Source organism: Flavobacterium sp. YO12 (assembly GCF_004119495.1).
Lineage (GTDB): Bacteria > Bacteroidota > Bacteroidia > Flavobacteriales > Flavobacteriaceae > Flavobacterium.
Genome location: NZ_NRQU01000020.1, coordinates 52229 through 72278, shown reverse-complemented (window position 1 = coordinate 72278; position 20050 = coordinate 52229). Strand labels below are relative to the sequence as shown.

Sequence of the window (20050 nt, the reverse complement as noted above, 5' to 3'; positions counted from 1 at the left end):
ATTAAAAACAAAAATAGTCTTGTTTTTAATGCTTTTTTTCTGGGCAAAAAGGATTCTTATTTTTTCAAATCGATTTCTTCCGTTACTCCATCTTTTGTTACTTTAGCAAGTGTATCACAGTCTCCGTTGCCATAATCAATAATTGCTTTTGCATCATTTTTAGTTATTGATACAATACCTTTTACAGGGAATGGGGTTTTGCATGAAGCTTTAAATTCTAGAGGGGTTGTAATTTCTGCCGAAAAAGTATCTCCATTTGGGAAAGTAGTTGTACCGCTTCCGGTTACCACATAAACATTATCTTCCCAATCAGACCAAGTTTTATAACCAGCAGTCATTTCTTTAACCAAAGTGCCTTTTCTGGTGTAAACACTTCCATCATCAAAAGTAATAGTCATATCTATTGCAGCTGTTGAAACCGGATGTGCTTCTGCAAGTAAATCTGTTGATTTTACAGATCGAACTATGCTTTTGCTTCCTTGAAGTTTTTTGCCATTGTGATAGAATCCATCAAAAGTATAACTAATGGTTTGAGTTGACGCTGAAAAATCATTAGAGAAAGAAATAACCATTTTTCCTTTCACCGTATTTCCGTTTTCCAGAGTACAGCCTTCTACACCAAAATCAACAGTAATTGTCCAGGTGTTATTAGTTAATGCTGTTGTAATAGTAGCACAGCTCGGAAGGAAATTTTTTACCGGTCCGCTTGGTTTTGCAGTTAGATTTTGCTGTGCAGTAAATTGATCTTCGGCAATAGCAGTTACATCTTCAATTGAGGCATCAATTTTAGAATTTGTAACTATTTCAGTGTTTGTAATTGCGTCAGATGATCCGTCATTTGTTTTTTCATCAGAATTACAGCTGATAAAAAAAGATAAAGCGACTAATGTTCCAATAAATAAAAATTTTGTTTTCATAATAAATAGTTTTCTTGATTTTAATTAATGAATACAAATTAGGCTTTAACTAGAATGTGTTTTTGGTGTTTTTTTTAGGCGGGTAGAGAAAAATGTTGATATACTAACATAAAATACACAACGTTTTTTTATTTAAAATAGTATATTTGGAATCGAAATGAATATTACCTCACAAATAAAACTGCCCATTTTTAACGAAATGGAACTTTTTGAAAAAAAGTTTCATGAATCGATGACTTCAAAAGTGGCGTTACTGAACAGAATTACCTATTACATTGTCAACCGCAAAGGTAAGCAAATGCGTCCAATGTTTGTGTTTTTAACCGCAAAAATGGTCTCTGGAGGTGTTGTAAACGAGAGAACGTATAGAGGAGCTTCCGTAATTGAATTAATTCATACAGCAACTTTGGTGCATGATGACGTTGTAGACGACAGTAATCGCCGTCGCGGATTTTTCTCGATCAATGCACTTTGGAAAAATAAAATTGCTGTTCTGGTTGGAGATTATTTACTTTCAAAAGGGTTGCTGCTTTCTATTGATAATGGAGATTTTGATTTACTTCGAATTATTTCTGTTGCCGTTCGCGAAATGAGCGAAGGAGAATTACTTCAAATAGAAAAAGCCCGCAGACTCGATATTACCGAAGATGTTTATTACGAAATCATCCGAAAAAAGACTGCTACACTTATTGCAGCTTGTTGCGCGCTTGGCGCAAAATCTGTAATTGAAGATGATGTTCAAGTTGAGAATATGCGAAAATTTGGAGAGCTTATCGGAATGGCTTTTCAAATCAAAGACGATTTGTTTGATTACAGTGAAGAAGCAATCGGTAAACCAACAGGAATTGATATTAAAGAGCAAAAAATGACTTTGCCTTTAATTCATGTTTTAAATACTTGTACTCCGCAAGAAAAAAAGTGGCTGATAAACTCCATCAAAAACCACAACAAAGACAAAAAACGCGTAAAAGAAGTTATTGCCTTTGTGAAAAATAATAATGGTTTGGCTTACGCCGAAAATAAAATGGTGCAATTTCAGCAAGAAGCACTTTCACTTTTAGAGAATTACCCTGATTCTGATTTCAAAGCAGCACTTACTTTAATGGTAAACTACGTTATTGAAAGAAAAAAATAATTAGAAAATTAGAAAATTTGTTAATTAGATAATTGGTTTACTTTATTGTAAATCAGTTGTTTGTTTTGTGTATATTGGAGCTTTTTAATTTTTTTTTTATCTCTGATGCAACCATTTTAAATCGACAATCGTCTATGCTAATAGAAGACTGTTTCTACAATCAAAAACCGAAAGCTTATTAATGAAAATTATTCCGTTACATCAAGAAGAAACCGAAATCATAAAGTTGGCAGTCGAAAATAATCGGCAGGCACAACAACAGATTTACAGCAGGTTTTCTTCAAAAATGCTGAGCGTTTGCCGTCAATATATAAAAGATATTCAGCTGGCAGAAGATGTAATGATAACGGCCTTTATGAAAGTGTTTACCAATTTAAACAAATTTGAAAATAAAGGAAGTTTTGAAGGTTGGATTCGTAGAATCATGGTTAACGAATGCATTTCGTATTTAAGAGTTCAGAAAAAAGTAAAATTTGCCGAAGATGAATTTTTTGTTGAAGAAAGTTTCAACGCAATCGACAGTCAATTTACTGTAGATCAGATTCAGTTTTTAATTGATGCTTTGCCCGATGGCTATAAAATGGTTTTCAATTTATATGCAATCGAGGGTTATAAACACAATGAAATTGCCAAGATGTTAGGAATTAATGAAGGAACATCAAAATCGCAGTTATCGCACGCTAGAAAAATGCTGCAAACACAAATTACTATTTTAAAAAAACAAGATAATGGCACCGAATAATTTTGAAAAGGATTTCCGTGACAAACTAAATCAACGCAAAATTGAGCCAAGTAATAAAGCTTGGGATCGATTGGATGCAATGTTGAGTGTAGCTGAAGAAGAGAAAACAATAGTTTTACCTCGCTCAAAAAAAGATTCAAAAAGAAAATGGCTTTACATAGCTGCAAGTATCGTCGGGTTTTTGCTAGTTGGAACTTTCTTTTTTAATCAAAAGGAAGCTTTAGTTGAAACTCCAAAGAAGAATGTTGTAATAGAAGAGAATATTGTGAAAGATACAATTGTTCAACCCGTTTTAAATGCCATAGATTCAGTAAAGCAGGAAGTTGTAGTTTCAGAAAAAGAATCTATTGAGAAAAAAGAAATACTAAAAGATAAATATTTAGAAGTTTCGGGTCAAAAATCAAATAAAAATAAATCAAATCAAGTAGCGGAGTCTTCAATCATCATCAAAAACAATCAAGAAAAACAATCAAAAACAAATCAAACTAAAATTGCTGATACTACAAAAAAAGAGAGCGTAGATCAATTATTAGATTCAGCAGAAAAAACAATTATAGCAGAAAATTCGGCTAAGCCAAAATCAAAAGTAAAAGTAAATGCTGCTGATTTACTTAATCAGGTCGATGGCGAATTGGAGCTTTCCTTTAGAGAAAAGGTAGTGACAAAAGTCAACAAAAATTATCAATCGGTAAAAGTAGCTTTGGCAAACCGAAATCAACAAGAATAAAGAACGAATAGAGAAGAAAGAGCAAAGAAGCAAGAGGATATATAGGTTTTCAGTTCCATAGGAACGATCCATATTGTAGCGTCGGGTTTTAACCCGATGGGACAGAGAATGAAGAAGACAAGAAAAGATATAGATTTTCAGTTCCAAAGGAACGATTCATATCGTAGCGTCGGGTTTTAACCCGATGGGACAAAGAATGAAGAAGCAAGAAGATATAGGTTTTCAGTTCCATAGGAACGATCCATATTGTAGCGTCGGGTTTTAACCCGATGAGACAGAGAATGAAGAAACAAGAAAAGATATAGATTTTCAGTTCCGAAGGAACGATTCATATTATAGCGTCGGGTTTTAACCCGATGATGAATATGGAGTAGAGAATTAACAATTAATAATTAAAGAATCATCATCAATCAACAATCAAATTAAAAAATCAATCATGAAAAATTTTACCATTTATCTAGTAGTTCTAATTTTCTTATTTGTCAGTAAAGTTTTTGGTCAGGAAACTTTCGAATCAAAAGCAAAGAAAATTGCAAATCAAATAGAAAAAGTTACCAAAGAAGAAAAAGAAAAACTGAAAGAGGAAGTTGAAGCTGTAAATGTGCAATTGTCTGAAGGGAAAATTACACAAGAGCAGGCAGACAAACGCAAAAAAGAATTGGCAGAAGCCAGAGCGGTAATTATTGAAGAAAAAGTGACTTTGGCGCAAAATGAACTCAATGACTTGGTTCAGCAAAAAGTAGACGGAAAACTGAAAGAGCAGGATTCAACAAAGAAAGGCAAGATTGTTATTTACTGGAATAAGAATGACTGGAATAATAAAAAAACCAAAGATTCAATTCGAGGCGAAAAAAGAACGACTTCACAATTTGTATTTGCCGCAGGTTTAAATAGCGCAATGGTCGATGGTAAGCTTCAAGATTCAAATTATGATTTTATTGGATCGCATTTTTACGAATGGGGTCTTACGTTTAATTCGAGAATATTGAAAGACAATAATTTATTGCATGCAAAATATGGGCTTTCGTTAATGTATAACAACCTTCGTCCGACAGATAATCGCAGTTTTGTTGTAAATGGAGATCAAACAAATTTAGTTACAAACCCGATAAATTTAAAAGAATCTCGTTTTAGAAATGTGTATTTAGTAGCTCCTGTTCATTTAGAATTCGATTTTTCAAAAGATGGTCATTCTAATGGAAAAACCTATTATAGAACACATAAAGGTTTTCGTGCAGGATTTGGCGGATATGCTGGAATCAATGTAAAATCAAAACAGATTTTAAAATTTGAAGACAACGACTATAAAACAACACAAAAAACAAAAGGAGATTATAATGTAAACAATTTTATTTACGGACTGAGTTCTTACGTAGGTTACAAGGAAATAAGTTTGTACTTAAAATACGATTTGAATCCTTTGTTTAAAAATAATGCAGTTGACGAAAATAATGTTTCGTTAGGTATTCGTTTTGATTTTAATTAGTATAAAATTGAGTTTAGTTGAGAAGAAAAGCGTTTCGAAAGAAGCGCTTTTTTTTGCTCGAAAATTCTAAAAATTCAAGTAGGATTTATGTACTTTTACAAGCTCTCATTTTTAAAAATAATTTAAGTTTTGATTTCACAAAATACAATAGATACTGTTTTTGAAATTGCTCGCGTTGAGGAGGTTATTGGTGATTTTGTCAATTTAAAACGTGCAGGAAGTAATTTCAAAGGTCTAAGTCCTTTCTCAGATGAGCGTTCTCCATCGTTTATGGTGTCGCCTGCAAAAGGAATTTGGAAAGATTTTAGTACAGGAAAAGGAGGGAATTCTGTAAAATTCCTAATGGAACATTCTCAGTTTACTTATCCAGAAGCCATTCGCTATTTAGCTAGAAAATATAATATTGAGATCGAAGAAACCGAACAAACAGATGCTGAAAAAGCGATGACTGATGTTCGTGAAAGTATGTATTTGGTTTCTGAATTTGCAGCTAAGTATTTTCAAGATGTTTTAGTAAATTCTGAAGAAGGAAAAGCGATAGGACTTTCGTATTTTAAAGAAAGAGGTTTTACTAATGAAACCATTAAAAAATTCGATTTAGGATATTCTCCAGAAACTTGGGATGCTTTGACTAAAGAAGCATTAGGGAAAGGATATAAATTGGAATTCTTAGAAAGCACAGGTTTAACCATTGCGAGAGAAGATCGTCCTTTTGATCGATTCAAAGGGCGTGTAATGTTTCCAATTCAAAGTATGTCGGGTCGAGTTTTAGGTTTTGGAGGGCGTATTTTAACCAATGATAAAAAAGCCGCAAAATATCTAAATTCACCAGAAAGTGATATCTACCATAAAAGTAAAGTCCTTTACGGAATTTATCATGCCAAACAATCTATAGCGAAACAAAATAACTGTTATTTAGTTGAGGGTTATACCGACGTTATCCAGTTTAGTCAGGCTGGAATTGAGAATGTTGTGGCTTCGTCTGGAACAGCTTTAACGCCAGATCAGATTCGATTGATTAATCGTCTGACTCGAAATATTACAGTGCTTTTTGATGGTGATGCCGCAGGTTTACGTGCCTCTATTAGAGGAATCGATTTGATTCTGGAGGAAGGGATGAATGTAAGAGTTTGTTCTTTTCCTGACGGAGAAGATCCAGATAGTTTTGCACGAAAAAATTCGCATGATGATTTAGTTGCCTATTTAGAAAACAATAGTAAAGACTTTATACAGTTTAAAGCTTCAATTTTGATGAACGAAGCTAAAAACGATCCAATTAAAAAAGCCGATCTGATTCGGGATATGGTAACCAGTATTTCTAAAATACCAGATCGTATTCAGCGTGAAGTTTATATTCAGGAATGTGCCAGAATTATGGAAATTTCTGAGCAGGTTTTAGTGAGTACTTTGGCGCAGTTGATTCAAAAAGATTTGGCTGAAGTGGCTAAAAAACAAAAACAGGAACAAAAACCTTTTGAAGTTTTTAGAAACCAACCTCCAAAAAATGCTAGTTTTTCAGGAGGAGATCCAGAAGATCCAAGAACAGGACCGCCAGATGATTATTATCCAGGTGAACCAAGCTATCCTCAAGAGCAAGCAGAGAAAGTAGATATTTTATACGGTTTTGAAAGAAAAATTATTGAAATATTACTGCTCTACGGAAGTGTTCTAGAGGATTTTGAAGATGTATTTTTAAAAGCTGATGAAGAAGGTGTTGTAAAAGAAGTCAGCGAAAAGCGAAAATACAAAGTATATGAAAAAATCTATTTAAGTCTGCAGGAAGATGAGGTAGAACTTTCAAATGTATTGTTTCAAAATATTTTTACAGGGTTAATTGATTTTTACAATCAAAATGAGACTTTTAGTTTAGATAAATATTTGATGCACCTGCAGCCAGAATTTGCGCAGGAAGTAACCAATATTTTAATGGAAGACGAAAGATTAACCGTTCATAACTGGGAAGGGCAGAATATTTTTCCAAAGCATAAAAATGAAACTATTGAGCAAAATGTTTCTGATACGATATTTTCTTTGCGATGGTATTTGGTTTCAAAAATCATTCATGATTTAAAACACTCGCTCCTGACAGATCCGCAAGACGATAATTCAGAATTGTTGTCTATGGTTATAGATTATTCTAAGTTACTAAATAATTTTTCTCGAAAATTAGGAAGAGTAGTAGTTCCTTATCATCAATAAAAATTAAAAAGCTCTATAATGTTAAACACTATAGAGCTTTTTTTTAGGTTTATGATTTTACCAAAGCAAAATCAGATGCCTGTAAATTAAATAATTTCTAAAGTCTTAGCTTTGTTTACTAAGTCAACTAAATTAGTAACATTCAATTTTGTCAATAATCTTAATTTGTAAGTACTGATCGTTTTTTCGTTCAGATTTAAGATTTTAGAGATTTCATTGTTTTTCTTACCATCACTTAAATAACGTAAAACCTCGATTTCACGATTAGAAAGTTTTCTGTACAAACGCTCACTTTTGCTTTGTTTAGCAATAAGTGCCATGTTTTTACGTACAGTTTCGTTGATAATAATTTTTCCTTCGTGTACTTTAATAATAGAAAGACCTAAAGTTTCAAGTTTTTCTGTTTTGTGTACATACCCAGATACTCCAGCTTTAATAGCATTTGGAGCATACATTTGCTCAGCTAAGTCACTGAAAATTACAATTTTTGTTTTTGGGAAATTTTTCAAGATTGATTTCACTTCGAAGATGCTAGAAAGACCTTCTAATTCTAGATCTAGAATTAAAATGTCAATTTCCTTCGTCTGAAGGATATCTCTAACCATTGAAAAATTGCCTACATTGGCAACAATTGAAATTTGATCGTGGTCTTTAAAATAAGACTTAACGCCAAAGTGAGTCACAGGATGATTGTCTGCAAGACATACTTTAATCATAATTTTTACCTTTTTTAGAATTGTTCATGTTTTTGGAACTGTAAAATTAATAAATAAATTCTGTAATTAATTGCAGATGAATGTTAAAAGTTTTATTTTAACGTTTTTGGTATCAAACAAACGGGTATTGCATCCATTTTGTGCTTGTTGCTGGTGTTTAATCTTTTATAAATTTCAAAGACAGATTTTTCTCTCCCACTAAAGTCATCCGCCGTATTTCCTGACTCCGCGGCTAACATTGCCCATTCAAGTTCGTCATAACTGGCTCCTAATTGATCTTCATCGGTTCTATTATCTCCAAAAAGACCATCTGTTGGCGCTGCAGTTAAAATAGATTCAGGAATTGTTAAAAACTCTCCCAAAGCATATACATCTGATTTCATTAAGTCGGCAATTGGACTCAAATCGACACCTCCGTCACCATATTTTGTGTAAAATCCTACGCCAAAATCTTCTACTTTGTTTCCAGTTCCGGCAACCAGTAATCCATGAATTCCGGCTAAATAATATAAAGAAGTCATTCGTAAACGAGCACGTGTGTTGGCAAATGATAAATTTACCTTTGCCAGATCATCAGTTTCTGGTACTGCAGCTTTAAAAGCTTCAAAAACAGCTGTCAAGTCAGTTTCTACACTCGAAACATTTGCAAAACGTTTTTTTAATTGTGTAATATGTTCTCTCCCTCTAGAAACTTGGCTTTCAGCTTGGTGAATTGGCATTTCGACACATAAAACTTGTAAGCCGGTCTGTGCGCACAATGTAGAAGTAACAGCAGAGTCGACTCCGCCCGAAATTCCAATAACAAAACCATTTACTTTTGCATTCTCAGCATAATTTTTTAACCATTCTACAATATGTTTGTTTACTTTTTCTGTTTGAATAGTGCTTTTTTTAGCCATAATAGTTTAAGTTTTAAAATACAGGGATGTATATTTGCACAAATATTTTTGAGTAAGCGATTATTTAAATTTATGCAACACAAATCTAATTAAAATAAAATGAAAATATATCGCTTTGCAGTGGTTCTGTGCGTGTTTTTTTTGTCTTGCAGCCAGAAAACAAAGGTTGAAAAAGAAGTCGAAGAAATTCCAATTGATATTAAAGTAGAACGTTTTGATAAGGCGTTTTTTGAAACTAAACCAGAAGATCTGGAAAAAGTAAAAAAACAGTATCCTTTCTTTTTTCCAGCAGGTAATGACGATTCAGTTTGGTTAAAGAAAATGCAGGAACCAATTTGGCGTGAAGTTTATGAAGAAGTGCAAAAAAAATACGCCAATTTTGAGCCGGTTCGTCAGGAATTTAATTCACTTTTTCAACATGTGAAATATTATTTTCCTAAAACAAAAACGCCAAAAGTAATTACTGTTATTGGAGAAATGGACTATAATGCAAAAGCAATATATGCAGATAGTTTGGTTATTGTAGCGTTAGAATTGTATTTAGGAAAAGAACATAAATTCTATGAATTTCCAAATTATTTAAAATACAATTTTGAGGAAAAACAAATTATGCCGGATGTTGTTTCTAGTTTTGCTTATAGAAACATTCCTGCGTATCCTGATAAAAATTTAGTTTCTCAAATGATTTTTGAAGGGAAACAATTGTACGCAAAAGATTTATTGCTGCCAGAATATACAGATGCTGAAAAAATTGGCTATTCGCCAGAGCAGGTTAAATGGTGCGAAGAAAATGAAGCCTATATGTGGCGTTATTTTTTAGAAAAAGAAATGTTGTACAGTACAGATCCTAAATTAACAACACGTTTTATTGCGCCGGCTCCGTTTTCAAAATTTTATTTAGAGATTGATAACGATTCTCCTGGAAGAGTGGGAGCGTGGATTGGCTGGCAGATTGTTCGTTCTTATATGAAGAACAATAATGTACAGCTGTCGGAATTATTAAAAGTGAATGCAAAAGAAATTTTTGAAAAGTCAAAATATAAACCTAAGAAATAATGTCAAATACAATAAACTCAGAGATTAAATTCAATATAGAATTAGATGAAAACCGTGTTCCAGAAAAATTAACTTGGAGTGCGCAAGACGGCGGTGTTCAGGCTGAAGAAGCAAAGGCGATAATGTTGTCTATTTGGGATAGTAAAGCCAAAGAAACCATGCGTATCGATTTGTGGACAAAAGATATGCCTGTAGACGAAATGAAAATTTTCTTTCATCAAACATTAGTGGCAATGGCGGACACTTTTAAACGTGCAACAGATGATGAAAAAATGTCGGACACGATGAAAGATTTCTGTGATTACTTTGCAGAAAAATTAGAACTGACTAAGTAGTCTCAAAGTTTCAAATAAAAAAAATCCCAAATTCCATATTTTACAATTGGAATTTGGGATTTTTTATATGTAAACCTTTTTTGTTCTCCTGAGCGAAGTCGAAGGATTAAAATTTGGAATTTAAAATTGGTTGTTGTTTTTAAAAACTTCCTGATTTACTTCGTCGATGTAAGTTAAAAGTTCTTCTTTTCCTATCGATTCTGTAGATGAGGTTACAAAGTAATGCGGCATTTCGGCCCAGTTGTTCGCGTACATTTGTTTTTTGTATGCCGCAACATGCGAGTCGATTTTTACTTTGCTGATTTTATCGGCTTTGGTAAAAATAATACAAAATGGTATTTCGCTTTCACCCATATACGACATAAACTCAATGTCGATTTTTTGAGCTTCATGGCGAATATCAATCAAAACAAAAGCGCAGACTAATTGCTCTCTGTTTTCAAAGTAGTCAGTGATAAATTGTTGGAAAACAGATTTTGTTTTTTTAGAAACCTTAGCATATCCGTATCCAGGTAAATCGACTAAAAACCAATTATTGTTGATCTTAAAGTGGTTTATTAATTGTGTTTTTCCTGGTCTTCCAGATGTTTTTGCTAAATTTTTATGATTCGTAATCATGTTGATCAAAGAGGATTTACCAACGTTTGATCGGCCTATAAAAGCGTATTCCGGCAGAAATTCGGCCGGGCATTTTGAAGCATCAGAATTACTGATAATAAATTCGGCGGTATTAATTTTCATGTTTTTTGTTTTAGAACCTTCTTAAATTCGAAAGTTAGATGCTATAAATTCTTTGCAACAAGCCATTCTTCAAGAATTTTATTGAATTCTTGAGGGTGTTCCATCATAGCAGCGTGTCCGCATTTGTCTATCCAATACAAAGTTGAATTAGGCAATAAGTTGTCAAATTCTTCAGCAACATTAGGTGGTGTTACGGCGTCATTTTTACCCCAGATAATACAGGTTTCAACTGTCATTTTAGGTAAATCTTTGGCCATATTATGACGAATTGCACTCTTGGCAATCGTTAATGTTTTAATTAATTTTATGCGGTCATTAACAGTTGCATAAACTTCATCTATTAATTCTGGTGTCGCAATTTTTGGATCGTAAAATACATCTTCAGCTTTCTTTTTGATGTATTCGTAGTCGCCTCTTTTAGGGTAACTGTCACCCATGGCGCTTTCGTAAAGTCCAGAGCTTCCTGTAATTACAAGTCCGGCTACTTTTTCAGGATATAGTTTGGTGTGGTAAAGTGCAATATGTCCTCCAAGTGAATTTCCCAGTAATATAACTTGGTCAAAACCCTTGAAATTAATAAAGTCTTTTACGTATTTGGCAAAGCTTTTTACGTTTGTTTTTAAAATACTCTGCGTGTATATTGGCAAATCTGGGATTACAACTTTGTATCCTTTCGTTGGAAAATATTCCGCTACAGCATCAAAGTTACTAAGGCCTCCCATTAACCCGTGTAAAATAACGATAGGAGTCCCCTCTCCAGCTTCATAATAGCTGTATTTGCCTTCTTTTTTGTAGTTTTTGTCCATCTAATCTAATGCCAATTTCATTTGGGACAAATATAGGGTTAAATAAATAAAAATGAATTTTTGCTGCCCTTTTTTAACTAGATTATTTCGTTGTAATTACTAAGTGGTTATAAATCAGCTTTTAGTGTTTGTTCTGTGAAAAAATGAGTTGTTAAAATAATTGCAGAATATTTACTTTTTTAAGAGAAATAAAGCAGATTTTTTGTAATTCTTAAATGAAAAGATTTTGAAACTGATTTTTGTCTAACGTATTGATTGCTTATGATTTAGCTGAGGTGGTAGTAAAGTGGTTAAACTTATTAACAAAGTGGTATATAGTGGTAATATGTGGTATTTTTTTTTATATTTTTGCTGTGTAACATATTAGTACGTTTTTCTTGAATACAATTGTTGGAACATATGAGTGTAAAGTCGATGCTAAAGGGAGGTTAATGATACCTGCACCTTTAAAAAAGCAATTGGCTTCTTCTCTTCAGGACGGTTTTGTCTTGAAGCGTTCTGTTTTTCAGCAATGTTTAGAATTGTATCCGATGGAAGAGTGGAATCTAATGATGGCAAAAATTAATAAGCTGAATCGTTTTGTAAAAAAGAATAATGATTTCATTCGCAGATTTACTGCCGGAGTTAAAGTGGTAGATATTGATGCATTAGGAAGATTGTTGGTACCAAAAGATTTAGTGACGTTTTCTGGTATTTCTAAAGATGTTGTTTTTTCATCTGCGGTTAATATTGTGGAAATTTGGGATAAAGATTTATACGAAAAATCAATAAGCGGCGAAGATATGGATTTTGCAGATTTAGCCGAAGAAGTAATGGGAAATATTAATGACGACGACAATGGAATATCATAATCCAGTTTTACTTCATCCAACAGTTGATGGTTTAAATATTAAGCCAGACGGCATTTATGTAGATGTAACGTTTGGCGGCGGCGGTCACTCAAAAGAAATTTTGAAAAGATTGGGGCCAAACGGAAGATTATTTGCTTTTGATCAGGACGAGGATGCGCTTGCGAATGCATTGCCTGACGAAAGATTTACCTTAATTAATGAGAACTTTAGATTTATAAAAAGATTTCTTCGTTTTCATGGTGTTAAAGCAGTAGATGGAATCTTGGCAGATTTAGGAGTTTCATCACATCAATTTGATGTTCCAGAGAGAGGTTTTTCAACCAGATTTGATGCCGAACTAGATATGCGGATGAGTCAAAAAAATGATTTAAATGCTTATCGAGTGGTTAACGAATATGAAGAACAGGATTTACGTCGTGTTTTTTTTGATTATGGCGAGTTGAAAAACGCACCGGTTCTAGCAAGAACGATTGTTGAGGCCAGACACGATTACCCAATCAAGACAACCGATGAATTAAAAGAAGTTCTTGCGAGATATTTACCAGAAAGAGTTAAGAACAAAATATTGGCTCAGATTTATCAAGCGATTCGTATTGAGGTAAATCAAGAAATGGATGTTTTGAAAGAGTTTATTGAGCAGTCTTTAGAAATTTTGAAACCAGGCGGAAGATTTTCAGTAATCTCATACCATTCATTAGAAGACAGGCTGGTAAAAAGATTCATTAAAAACGGAATGTTTGAAGGAGAGCCAGAACGCGATTTTTATGGGAATTTTTCAGTACCGTTTAAAACTATCGGAAAATTGATTGTTCCTGATGACGCTGAAATTAAAATCAATAATAGAGCGAGAAGTGCGAAATTAAGGATAGCTGAAAAGATATAATATATATAGGTAGAAAATGAAGAGTGGAGTATTTGGAATATTAAAAGCGAGATTTCTGCTAAATGATGATGCGGTAAAGAATTGGCGATTCATTGTTTTTATAATTCTGCTGGCAATTTTGATGATTGCAAATACACAGCGTTACGAGCAAAAGGTTTTTGAAATTGCAAAATTAAATAACGAAGTAAAAGAATTAAGATCTGAATTTGTAGATCGACGTTCAGAATTGATGAAGTTAAAAATGGAGTCAACAATATCGAACAAGATGCTTGAAAAGCAAATTTTTCCGTCGACAGTTCCTCCAGTGAAAATAGAAGTTGAAAAAGAAGAAGAAAAAAGTTTCTTTAAAAGAATATGGCAGTAGACGATAAACATATATCCTACAGAATTTACCTCGTAGCAGTTTTCATCTTTTTGATGGCAATTGCTATTGTTGTTAAATTGACCAATATTCAATGGGTTGAAGGAGATTACTACCGAAAATTAGCAAAACAGCGTACCGTTAGAAATTTTGTAATTCCGGCAAACAAAGGAAATATTTATTCTGCTGATGGAAGTTTATTAGCAACTTCAATTCCGAATTACGAGATTCGTTTTGATGCTAAAGCTCCAAAAACAGAAACTTTTGAGAAACATGTAAAAGCATTATCAGATTCTCTTGTAACGGTTTTAGGAAAATCTGGAAGTTTTTTTGAAAAAGAATTACGAAAAGCCAGAGCAAATAAAAATCGTTATTATTTGATTGCTAGGAACTTAAGTTATACTGAATATGTGAAAATAAAAGGTTTTCCATTATTCAACTTAGGAGCTTTCAAAGGTGGAATTATTGTTGAGCAAGAAACAGTTAGAAAACATCCGATAGGAAAAATTGCTGAAAGAACAATTGGATATGACCGAATTGATCCAGCAACAGGAGTTGAAGTTGGAAAAGGAATTGAGTGGGCTTTTAAGAATTATTTGAACGGAAAAGACGGGAAAATCCTAAAGCAAAAAATCGCAAAAGGGCAATGGAAACCAATTCGTGATTTGAACGAAGTTGATCCTATTGATGGTTATGATGTTATTTCGACAATCGACGTTTTTATTCAGGATATTGCGCATCACGCCTTATTAAAACAACTAGAAGACTACGAAGCAGATCATGGTTGTGTGGTGGTAATGGAAACAGAAACGGGACATGTAAAAGCAATTTCGAACTTAGGAAGAGCTGAAGATGGATCGTATTATGAAACCACAAATTATGCAATTGCAGAATCTCAAGAGCCAGGATCAACTTTTAAATTAGTTGATTTAATGGCGATTTTAGAAGATAAAGTAGCTGATACAAGTAAGGTTTATGACAGTCATGGAGGTGAAATTAGATATTATGGCCGTGCTGTTCGTGATTCGCACAGAGGAGGATATGGAAAAATTACATTGGCACGTGGATTTGAGCTTTCTTCAAATACAGTAATGGTTCAAGCTGTTTATGAAAATTACAAAAACAACCCATCTAAGTTTGTAAATCATATTAATAGTTATGGTTTAAATAAGACATTAGGACTGCATTTTAAAGGAGAAGGAAGACCTTATATTCCACAACCTGGAGATAAACACTGGTCGGGAATTTCGCTTCCGTGGATGGCTTTTGGTTATAATGTTTCGGTTACGCCAATGCAGACTTTAGCCTTGTATAATGCCGTTGCAAATAATGGTGTAATGGTAAAACCGCAATTTGTATCGGAAATTAAAGAATGGAATAAAACGATTAAAAAGTTTGATGTTGAAGTAATAAATCCAAAAGTTTGTTCGCCTGAAACCATAAAAAAGGTGAAAGCAGTTTTAGCAAACGTGGTAAAAAAAGGAACTGGATCAAAATTGTATTCGAAGGATTTTTCGATGGCAGGAAAAACAGGGACAGCTCAGGTAAATTATGGCGGAAAAGAAGGTAAGTCTGCTATGTATTATGCGTCGTCTTTCGTTGGATATTTCCCAGCAGATCATCCTAAATATTCATGTATTGTAGTGGTTCATAAACCAAATACATCTAGAAATAATTATTACGGTGCAGACGTTGCAGGACCAGTTTTTAAAAGAATTGCTCAAAAAATATTTACAGACGCGCCATCAACAAATAAAATTAAACAGCTTGATTCTAAAATTGCAAAGCAGGAAAGCAGTTACGATAAATATGATGTAGAATCAAATAAAAAATCGAAACAAATTCCTGATTTAAAAGGAATGCCGGGAATGGATGCAATTGCTTTACTAGAAAATTTAGGTTTAAAAGTGAAAGTAACAGGAGTAGGAAAGGTTAAGAATCAATCGATTCAGGCGGGACAAAACATTAGTAAAAACTCAATTATAGTATTAGAATTATCGTGAAAATACTAAAAGACATATTATACAAAGCGGCGATTGAATCTGTTATAGGTTCAACAGAAACACCGATCCATAAAATTGAATTTGATTCGCGTAAAGTTGAAGCAAACGATGTTTTTGTGGCAATTCGAGGAACACTTTCTGATGGTCACGATTATATCAATAAAGCTATTGAGTTAGGAGCGGTTGCAATTATTTGCGATACACTTCCTGAAACAACTCAAAAAGGAATTACTTATGTTCAGGTAAAAGACACCAATACGGCTTTAGCTTTTATGGCGGCGAATTATTTTGAAGATCCGTCAGCAAAATTAAAATTGGTTGGAGTAACAGGAACAAATGGTAAAACAACAATTGCATCATTGTTATTTCAGTTGTTTCAAAAAGCAGGATTTAAAGTTGGTTTATTATCAACTGTAAAAATCATGGTGGATGATACGGAATATCCTGCAACGCATACAACGCCAGATTCAATTACGATCAATCATTATTTAAATGAGATGATTGAAGCTGGAGTAACGCATTGCTTTATGGAAGTAAGTTCACATGGAATTCATCAAAAACGTACAGAAGCATTGCATTTTGTAGGTGGAATTTTTACGAATCTTTCACATGATCACTTGGATTATCATCCAACTTTTGCAGAATACAGAGATGTGAAAAAATCATTTTTTGATTCTCTTCCAAAAACAGCTTTTGCTTTATCGAATATCGATGATAAAAATGGAACTGTAATGCTGCAAAATACGGTTGCAAGAAAATTTACTTATGCTTTAAAGACATATGCAGATTTTAAAGCAACAATATTAGAAAGCCAATTATCAGGATTATTATTAAAAGTAAATGACAATGAAGTTTGGGTAAAACTAATTGGAACTTTTAATGCTTACAATGTTTTAGCTATTTATGGAACAGCTGTAGAATTGGGTATGGATAGTCTTGAAGCGTTGCGCTTATTGTCTGATTTAGAAAGTGTTTCAGGTCGTTTTCAATATATTGTTACTGATTCTAAAATCACAGCAATTGTCGATTATGCACACACACCAGATGCTTTAGAAAATGTTCTAAAAACAATTGAAGACATCCGTACTAAAAACGAGCAATTGATTACAGTTGTGGGCTGCGGCGGAAATAGAGATAAGACAAAAAGACCAATTATGGCAAAAATTGCTACAGATCTTAGTGATAAAGCAATTTTAACATCTGATAATCCTAGAAACGAAGATCCTGAAGTGATTTTGGATGAAATGGAAAAAGGTGTAGAAGCACATAATTACAAAAAAATATTAAGAATTACTGATAGAAAACAGGCTATAAAAACAGCTTGTCAATTGGCTCAGCCAAATGATATTATCCTAATTGCAGGAAAAGGTCATGAAACCTATCAAGAAATAAACGGAGTTCGTCATCATTTTGATGATATGGAAACCGTAAAAGAAATTTTAGATCAATTAGCAAAGTAAAGTTTAAACGGTTAATTGGTTATTCGTTTAATGGAGTAATTATTAAATGAGCAATTAACGAATCAACAAACCAACGATTAAACAAATAAACCACGATATATGTTATATTATTTATTTGAATATTTTGACAAAACACTGGATTGGCCAGGAACAGGAGTTTTTCAGTACATCACTTTTAGATCAGCTTTGGCTTTTATGCTGTCGCTGCTTTTATCAACGATTTACGGAAAAAGAGTTATTAACTTCTTGCGTAACCAGCAAGTAGGAGAAACAGTTCGTGAGCTTGGTCTTGCGGGGCAAAATGAAAAGGCAGGAACACCTACAATGGGAGGTCTGATTATCATTTTTGCAACCTTAGTTCCAGTTTTGTTATTTGCAAGACTGCACAACATTTACATCGTATTGCTTATTGTAACTACGCTGTGGATGGGTACGATTGGTTTTGTTGACGATTATATCAAAATATTTAAAAAAGATAAACAAGGACTTAAAGGAATCTTCAAAGTTATCGGACAAGTTGGTCTTGGTATTATAGTAGGAGCAGTTCTTTATTTTAATCCTGCAGTTACCGTTAGAACGGATACAGGAAGAGCAGATATTTTTAAAGTAAATGCAAGCACCACTGTAATATTGCCAGCTCCCGCTGAAGAAAAATCTACAGCAACAACAATTCCGTTTGTAAAAAATAACGAATTTGATTATGCTGAAGTTTTATCATTTTTAGGAGATGGATATGAAAAATGGGCTTGGTTGGTATTTATTCCCGTAGTAATTTTTATTATCACGGCAGTTTCTAATGGAGCTAATTTAACAGATGGAATAGATGGTCTCGCGGCCGGAACCTCGGCGATCTCAGTCCTTGCCCTCGGAATTTTTACGTTTGTTTCGGGTAATATTATTTTCTCCAATTATTTGAATATAATGTATATCCCCAATTCGGGAGAAATGACCGTCTTTATCTCTGCTTTTGTTGGGGCACTGATTGGTTTTCTTTGGTACAACTCCTATCCGGCATCTGTTTTTATGGGAGACACAGGAAGTTTAACAATTGGAGGGATCATTGCAGTTTTAGCAATTGCAGTTCGTAAAGAAATATTAATCGTTTTGTTCTGTGGAATTTTCCTTGCAGAAAGTGCTTCGGTAATTATTCAGGTAGCTTATTTTAAATATACAAAAAGACGTTTTGGAGAAGGTCGAAGAATTTTCCTAATGTCGCCATTGCATCATCACTATCAGAAAAAAGGATACCATGAAAGTAAAATCGTTACAAGATTCTGGATCGTTGCAATTATGTTAGCCATTTTATCAATCATTACTTTAAAATTAAGATAGATGAGATTGGTAGTACTAGGAGGAGGAGAAAGCGGAGTTGGAACCGCGATCCTCGGGAAGAAAAAAGGTTACGATGTTTTTGTATCTGATTTCGGAAAGATAAAAGAGAGTTATAAAGAAGTTCTTATCATAAATAAAATTCCTTGGGAAGAAGAACAGCACACTGAAGATTTGATTCTGAATGCTGATGTGGTAATGAAAAGCCCTGGAATTCCTGAGAAGTCTCCGATAGTAAAAAAGCTGATCGCGGCAGGAATAAAAGTGATTTCGGAAATTGAATTTGCATTTCCTTTTACAGAAGCAATGACAGTGGGAATCACGGGAAGTAATGGTAAAACAACGACAACAATGTTGACTTATCATCTACTAAAATCGGCTGGACTCAATGTAGGTTTGGGAGGAAATATAGGAAAGAGTTTTGCCTGGCAGGTTGCCGAAAATAAATACGATGCATACGTTCTTGAATTAAGCAGTTTTCAGCTGGATGGAATTATAGATTACAGACCGGATATTGCGATAATAACAAATATAAGCCCGGATCATTTAGATCGATATGAATATAAATATGAAAATTATATCAATTCGAAGTTCCGAATAACAATGAACCAGACTGAAAGTGATTATCTCATTTACGATGCAGATGATGAAGCAAGTGCAGAATGGTTAAAGAACAACAAAACAAAAGCAAAATTAATTCCTTTTTCATTGACTCAGAAATTTGATGAAGGGGCTTCTATAAATAACAACAAAATGGAAATAAAGATCAACCAAGAAGAGTTTACAATGGAAACAGAACACATTGCGTTAGAAGGAAAACATAACATGAAAAACGCAATGGCAGCAAGCTCCGTAGCTAAATTGATGCAGATTAGAAATGCAACAATTCGCGAAAGTTTATCTAATTTTCAAGGTGTTGAGCACCGTTTAGAAAAAGTATTAAAAATTCAGAACGTACAATATATCAATGATTCAAAAGCAACAAATGTAAATGCTACTTTCTTTGCTTTAGACAGTATGAATGTTCCAACAGTTTGGATTGTCGGCGGCGTTGATAAAGGAAACGATTACAATGAATTAATGTCATTAGTTCGTGAGAAAGTAAAAGCAATTATTTGTTTAGGAATCGATAATCGTAAAATTATTGATGCTTTTGGAAACGTTGTTGATATTATGGTTGAAGTGAATAATATGAACGACGCTGTAAAAACGGCGCAAAGATTAACAGAAAAAGGAGATGCTGTTTTATTGTCTCCAGCTTGCGCAAGTTTCGATTTATTCGAAAATTACGAAGATCGTGGAAAGCAATTTAAGCAAGCGGTTCATAACTTGTAGAAAATAGTTTAAAGTTTCAAAATTTAGGCTAATGACCTGAAACTTGAAACCTGAAACAAAAGAAACTTG

At 33.5% G+C, this 20050-nt stretch carries 19 protein-coding genes; 14 read left to right on the top strand and 5 right to left on the bottom strand.

Annotation, left to right across the window (positions count from 1 at the left end):
* Positions 1-56: 56 nt before the first annotated feature.
* Positions 57-917, bottom strand: coding sequence for a hypothetical protein (locus BOW55_RS08875; protein WP_129023822.1), 861 nt, complete (start codon positions 915-917; stop codon positions 57-59).
* Between the two features lie 157 nt (positions 918-1074).
* On the opposite strand from BOW55_RS08875, the gene BOW55_RS08870 reads away from it, so the two are divergent.
* From BOW55_RS08870 to dnaG, 5 genes are all read left to right on the top strand, one after another.
* Entirely contained in the window at positions 1075-2052 is a 978-nt protein-coding gene (locus tag BOW55_RS08870) for a polyprenyl synthetase family protein (RefSeq protein ID WP_129023821.1), read from the top strand.
* Positions 2053-2233: 181 nt separating this feature from the next.
* On the top strand, positions 2234-2794 hold the full coding sequence (locus BOW55_RS08865; protein WP_129023820.1) for an RNA polymerase sigma factor: 561 nt from the start codon (positions 2234-2236) through the stop codon (positions 2792-2794).
* The gene (locus BOW55_RS08860; RefSeq protein ID WP_129023819.1) at positions 2781-3521 is read left to right on the top strand and encodes a hypothetical protein; all 741 of its coding nucleotides are present in this window, start codon (positions 2781-2783) and stop codon (positions 3519-3521) included. The genes BOW55_RS08865 and BOW55_RS08860 overlap by 14 nt, the downstream gene beginning before the upstream one ends.
* A gap of 436 nt (positions 3522-3957) precedes the next feature.
* Positions 3958-5007: a hypothetical protein gene (locus BOW55_RS08855; protein ID WP_129023818.1), complete on the top strand. Its 1050-nt coding sequence runs from the start codon at positions 3958-3960 to the stop codon at positions 5005-5007.
* Positions 5008-5136: 129 nt separating this feature from the next.
* Positions 5137-7206, top strand: coding sequence for a DNA primase (gene dnaG, locus BOW55_RS08850; RefSeq protein WP_129023817.1), 2070 nt, complete (start codon positions 5137-5139; stop codon positions 7204-7206).
* Between the two features lie 86 nt (positions 7207-7292).
* Here the strand turns inward: dnaG and BOW55_RS08845 are convergent, their stop codons facing one another.
* Positions 7293-7922: a response regulator transcription factor gene (locus BOW55_RS08845; RefSeq protein ID WP_026730588.1), complete on the bottom strand. Its 630-nt coding sequence runs from the start codon at positions 7920-7922 to the stop codon at positions 7293-7295.
* Positions 7923-8014: 92 nt separating this feature from the next.
* A complete protein-coding gene (gene nadE / locus BOW55_RS08840) occupies positions 8015-8821 on the bottom strand; it encodes an NAD(+) synthase (protein ID WP_129023816.1) in 807 nt (268 codons plus the stop codon).
* A gap of 99 nt (positions 8822-8920) precedes the next feature.
* Here nadE and gldB point away from each other — a divergent pair, with 99 nt between their 5' ends.
* The gene (gldB, locus tag BOW55_RS08835) at positions 8921-9877 is read left to right on the top strand and encodes a gliding motility lipoprotein GldB (RefSeq protein ID WP_129023815.1); all 957 of its coding nucleotides are present in this window, start codon (positions 8921-8923) and stop codon (positions 9875-9877) included.
* A complete protein-coding gene (gldC, locus tag BOW55_RS08830; RefSeq protein WP_155102616.1) occupies positions 9877-10212 on the top strand; it encodes a gliding motility protein GldC in 336 nt (111 codons plus the stop codon). Before gldB ends, gldC begins: the two co-directional genes overlap by 1 nt.
* Positions 10213-10332: 120 nt before the next feature.
* Here gldC and yihA read toward each other — a convergent pair whose 3' ends face one another.
* Positions 10333-10953, bottom strand: coding sequence for a ribosome biogenesis GTP-binding protein YihA/YsxC (gene yihA / locus BOW55_RS08825; protein WP_129023814.1), 621 nt, complete (start codon positions 10951-10953; stop codon positions 10333-10335).
* 41 nt (positions 10954-10994) lie between these two features.
* On the bottom strand, positions 10995-11759 hold the full coding sequence (locus tag BOW55_RS08820) for an alpha/beta fold hydrolase (RefSeq protein WP_089054921.1): 765 nt from the start codon (positions 11757-11759) through the stop codon (positions 10995-10997).
* A 377-nt stretch (positions 11760-12136) separates the two neighbouring features.
* Here BOW55_RS08820 and BOW55_RS08815 point away from each other — a divergent pair, with 377 nt between their 5' ends.
* The 7 genes from BOW55_RS08815 (at position 12137) to murD (ending at position 19981) form a co-directional block, all read left to right on the top strand.
* Positions 12137-12610 carry a division/cell wall cluster transcriptional repressor MraZ gene (locus BOW55_RS08815; protein WP_089054920.1) on the top strand — a complete coding sequence of 158 codons (474 nt, stop codon included), beginning with the start codon at positions 12137-12139 and terminating at the stop codon, positions 12608-12610.
* The gene (rsmH, locus tag BOW55_RS08810) at positions 12585-13493 is read left to right on the top strand and encodes a 16S rRNA (cytosine(1402)-N(4))-methyltransferase RsmH (protein WP_206733598.1); all 909 of its coding nucleotides are present in this window, start codon (positions 12585-12587) and stop codon (positions 13491-13493) included. Before BOW55_RS08815 ends, rsmH begins: the two co-directional genes overlap by 26 nt.
* Positions 13494-13509: 16 nt before the next feature.
* Positions 13510-13857: an FtsL-like putative cell division protein gene (locus BOW55_RS08805; RefSeq protein WP_129023812.1), complete on the top strand. Its 348-nt coding sequence runs from the start codon at positions 13510-13512 to the stop codon at positions 13855-13857.
* Positions 13848-15857: a penicillin-binding protein gene (locus BOW55_RS08800; protein ID WP_129023811.1), complete on the top strand. Its 2010-nt coding sequence runs from the start codon at positions 13848-13850 to the stop codon at positions 15855-15857. The genes BOW55_RS08805 and BOW55_RS08800 overlap by 10 nt, the downstream gene beginning before the upstream one ends.
* A complete protein-coding gene (locus BOW55_RS08795) occupies positions 15854-17317 on the top strand; it encodes a UDP-N-acetylmuramoyl-L-alanyl-D-glutamate--2,6-diaminopimelate ligase (RefSeq protein ID WP_129023810.1) in 1464 nt (487 codons plus the stop codon). The genes BOW55_RS08800 and BOW55_RS08795 overlap by 4 nt, the downstream gene beginning before the upstream one ends.
* A 99-nt stretch (positions 17318-17416) precedes the next feature.
* Positions 17417-18649, top strand: a complete 1233-nt coding sequence (mraY, locus tag BOW55_RS08790) for a phospho-N-acetylmuramoyl-pentapeptide-transferase (RefSeq protein WP_129023809.1) — start codon at positions 17417-17419, stop codon at positions 18647-18649.
* A complete protein-coding gene (gene murD, locus BOW55_RS08785) occupies positions 18650-19981 on the top strand; it encodes a UDP-N-acetylmuramoyl-L-alanine--D-glutamate ligase (RefSeq protein ID WP_089054915.1) in 1332 nt (443 codons plus the stop codon).
* The last annotated feature ends 69 nt before the right edge of the window (positions 19982-20050 follow it).

Coding starts and splice junctions, on each gene's coding strand:
- BOW55_RS08845 (WP_026730588.1), bottom strand. CDS start 7,922: ATGATTAAAGTATGTCTTGCAGACAATCATCCTGTGACTCACTTTGGC.
- BOW55_RS08875 (WP_129023822.1), bottom strand. CDS start 917: ATGAAAACAAAATTTTTATTTATTGGAACATTAGTCGCTTTATCTTTT.
- yihA (WP_129023814.1), bottom strand. CDS start 10,953: ATGAAAATTAATACCGCCGAATTTATTATCAGTAATTCTGATGCTTCA.
- BOW55_RS08805 (WP_129023812.1), top strand. CDS start 13,510: ATGAAGAGTGGAGTATTTGGAATATTAAAAGCGAGATTTCTGCTAAAT.
- BOW55_RS08865 (WP_129023820.1), top strand. CDS start 2,234: ATGAAAATTATTCCGTTACATCAAGAAGAAACCGAAATCATAAAGTTG.
- BOW55_RS08860 (WP_129023819.1), top strand. CDS start 2,781: ATGGCACCGAATAATTTTGAAAAGGATTTCCGTGACAAACTAAATCAA.
- nadE (WP_129023816.1), bottom strand. CDS start 8,821: ATGGCTAAAAAAAGCACTATTCAAACAGAAAAAGTAAACAAACATATT.
- gldC (WP_155102616.1), top strand. CDS start 9,877: ATGTCAAATACAATAAACTCAGAGATTAAATTCAATATAGAATTAGAT.
- BOW55_RS08800 (WP_129023811.1), top strand. CDS start 13,848: ATGGCAGTAGACGATAAACATATATCCTACAGAATTTACCTCGTAGCA.
- mraY (WP_129023809.1), top strand. CDS start 17,417: ATGTTATATTATTTATTTGAATATTTTGACAAAACACTGGATTGGCCA.
- murD (WP_089054915.1), top strand. CDS start 18,650: ATGAGATTGGTAGTACTAGGAGGAGGAGAAAGCGGAGTTGGAACCGCG.
- BOW55_RS08870 (WP_129023821.1), top strand. CDS start 1,075: ATGAATATTACCTCACAAATAAAACTGCCCATTTTTAACGAAATGGAA.
- gldB (WP_129023815.1), top strand. CDS start 8,921: ATGAAAATATATCGCTTTGCAGTGGTTCTGTGCGTGTTTTTTTTGTCT.
- rsmH (WP_206733598.1), top strand. CDS start 12,585: ATGACGACGACAATGGAATATCATAATCCAGTTTTACTTCATCCAACA.
- BOW55_RS08855 (WP_129023818.1), top strand. CDS start 3,958: ATGAAAAATTTTACCATTTATCTAGTAGTTCTAATTTTCTTATTTGTC.
- BOW55_RS08820 (WP_089054921.1), bottom strand. CDS start 11,759: ATGGACAAAAACTACAAAAAAGAAGGCAAATACAGCTATTATGAAGCT.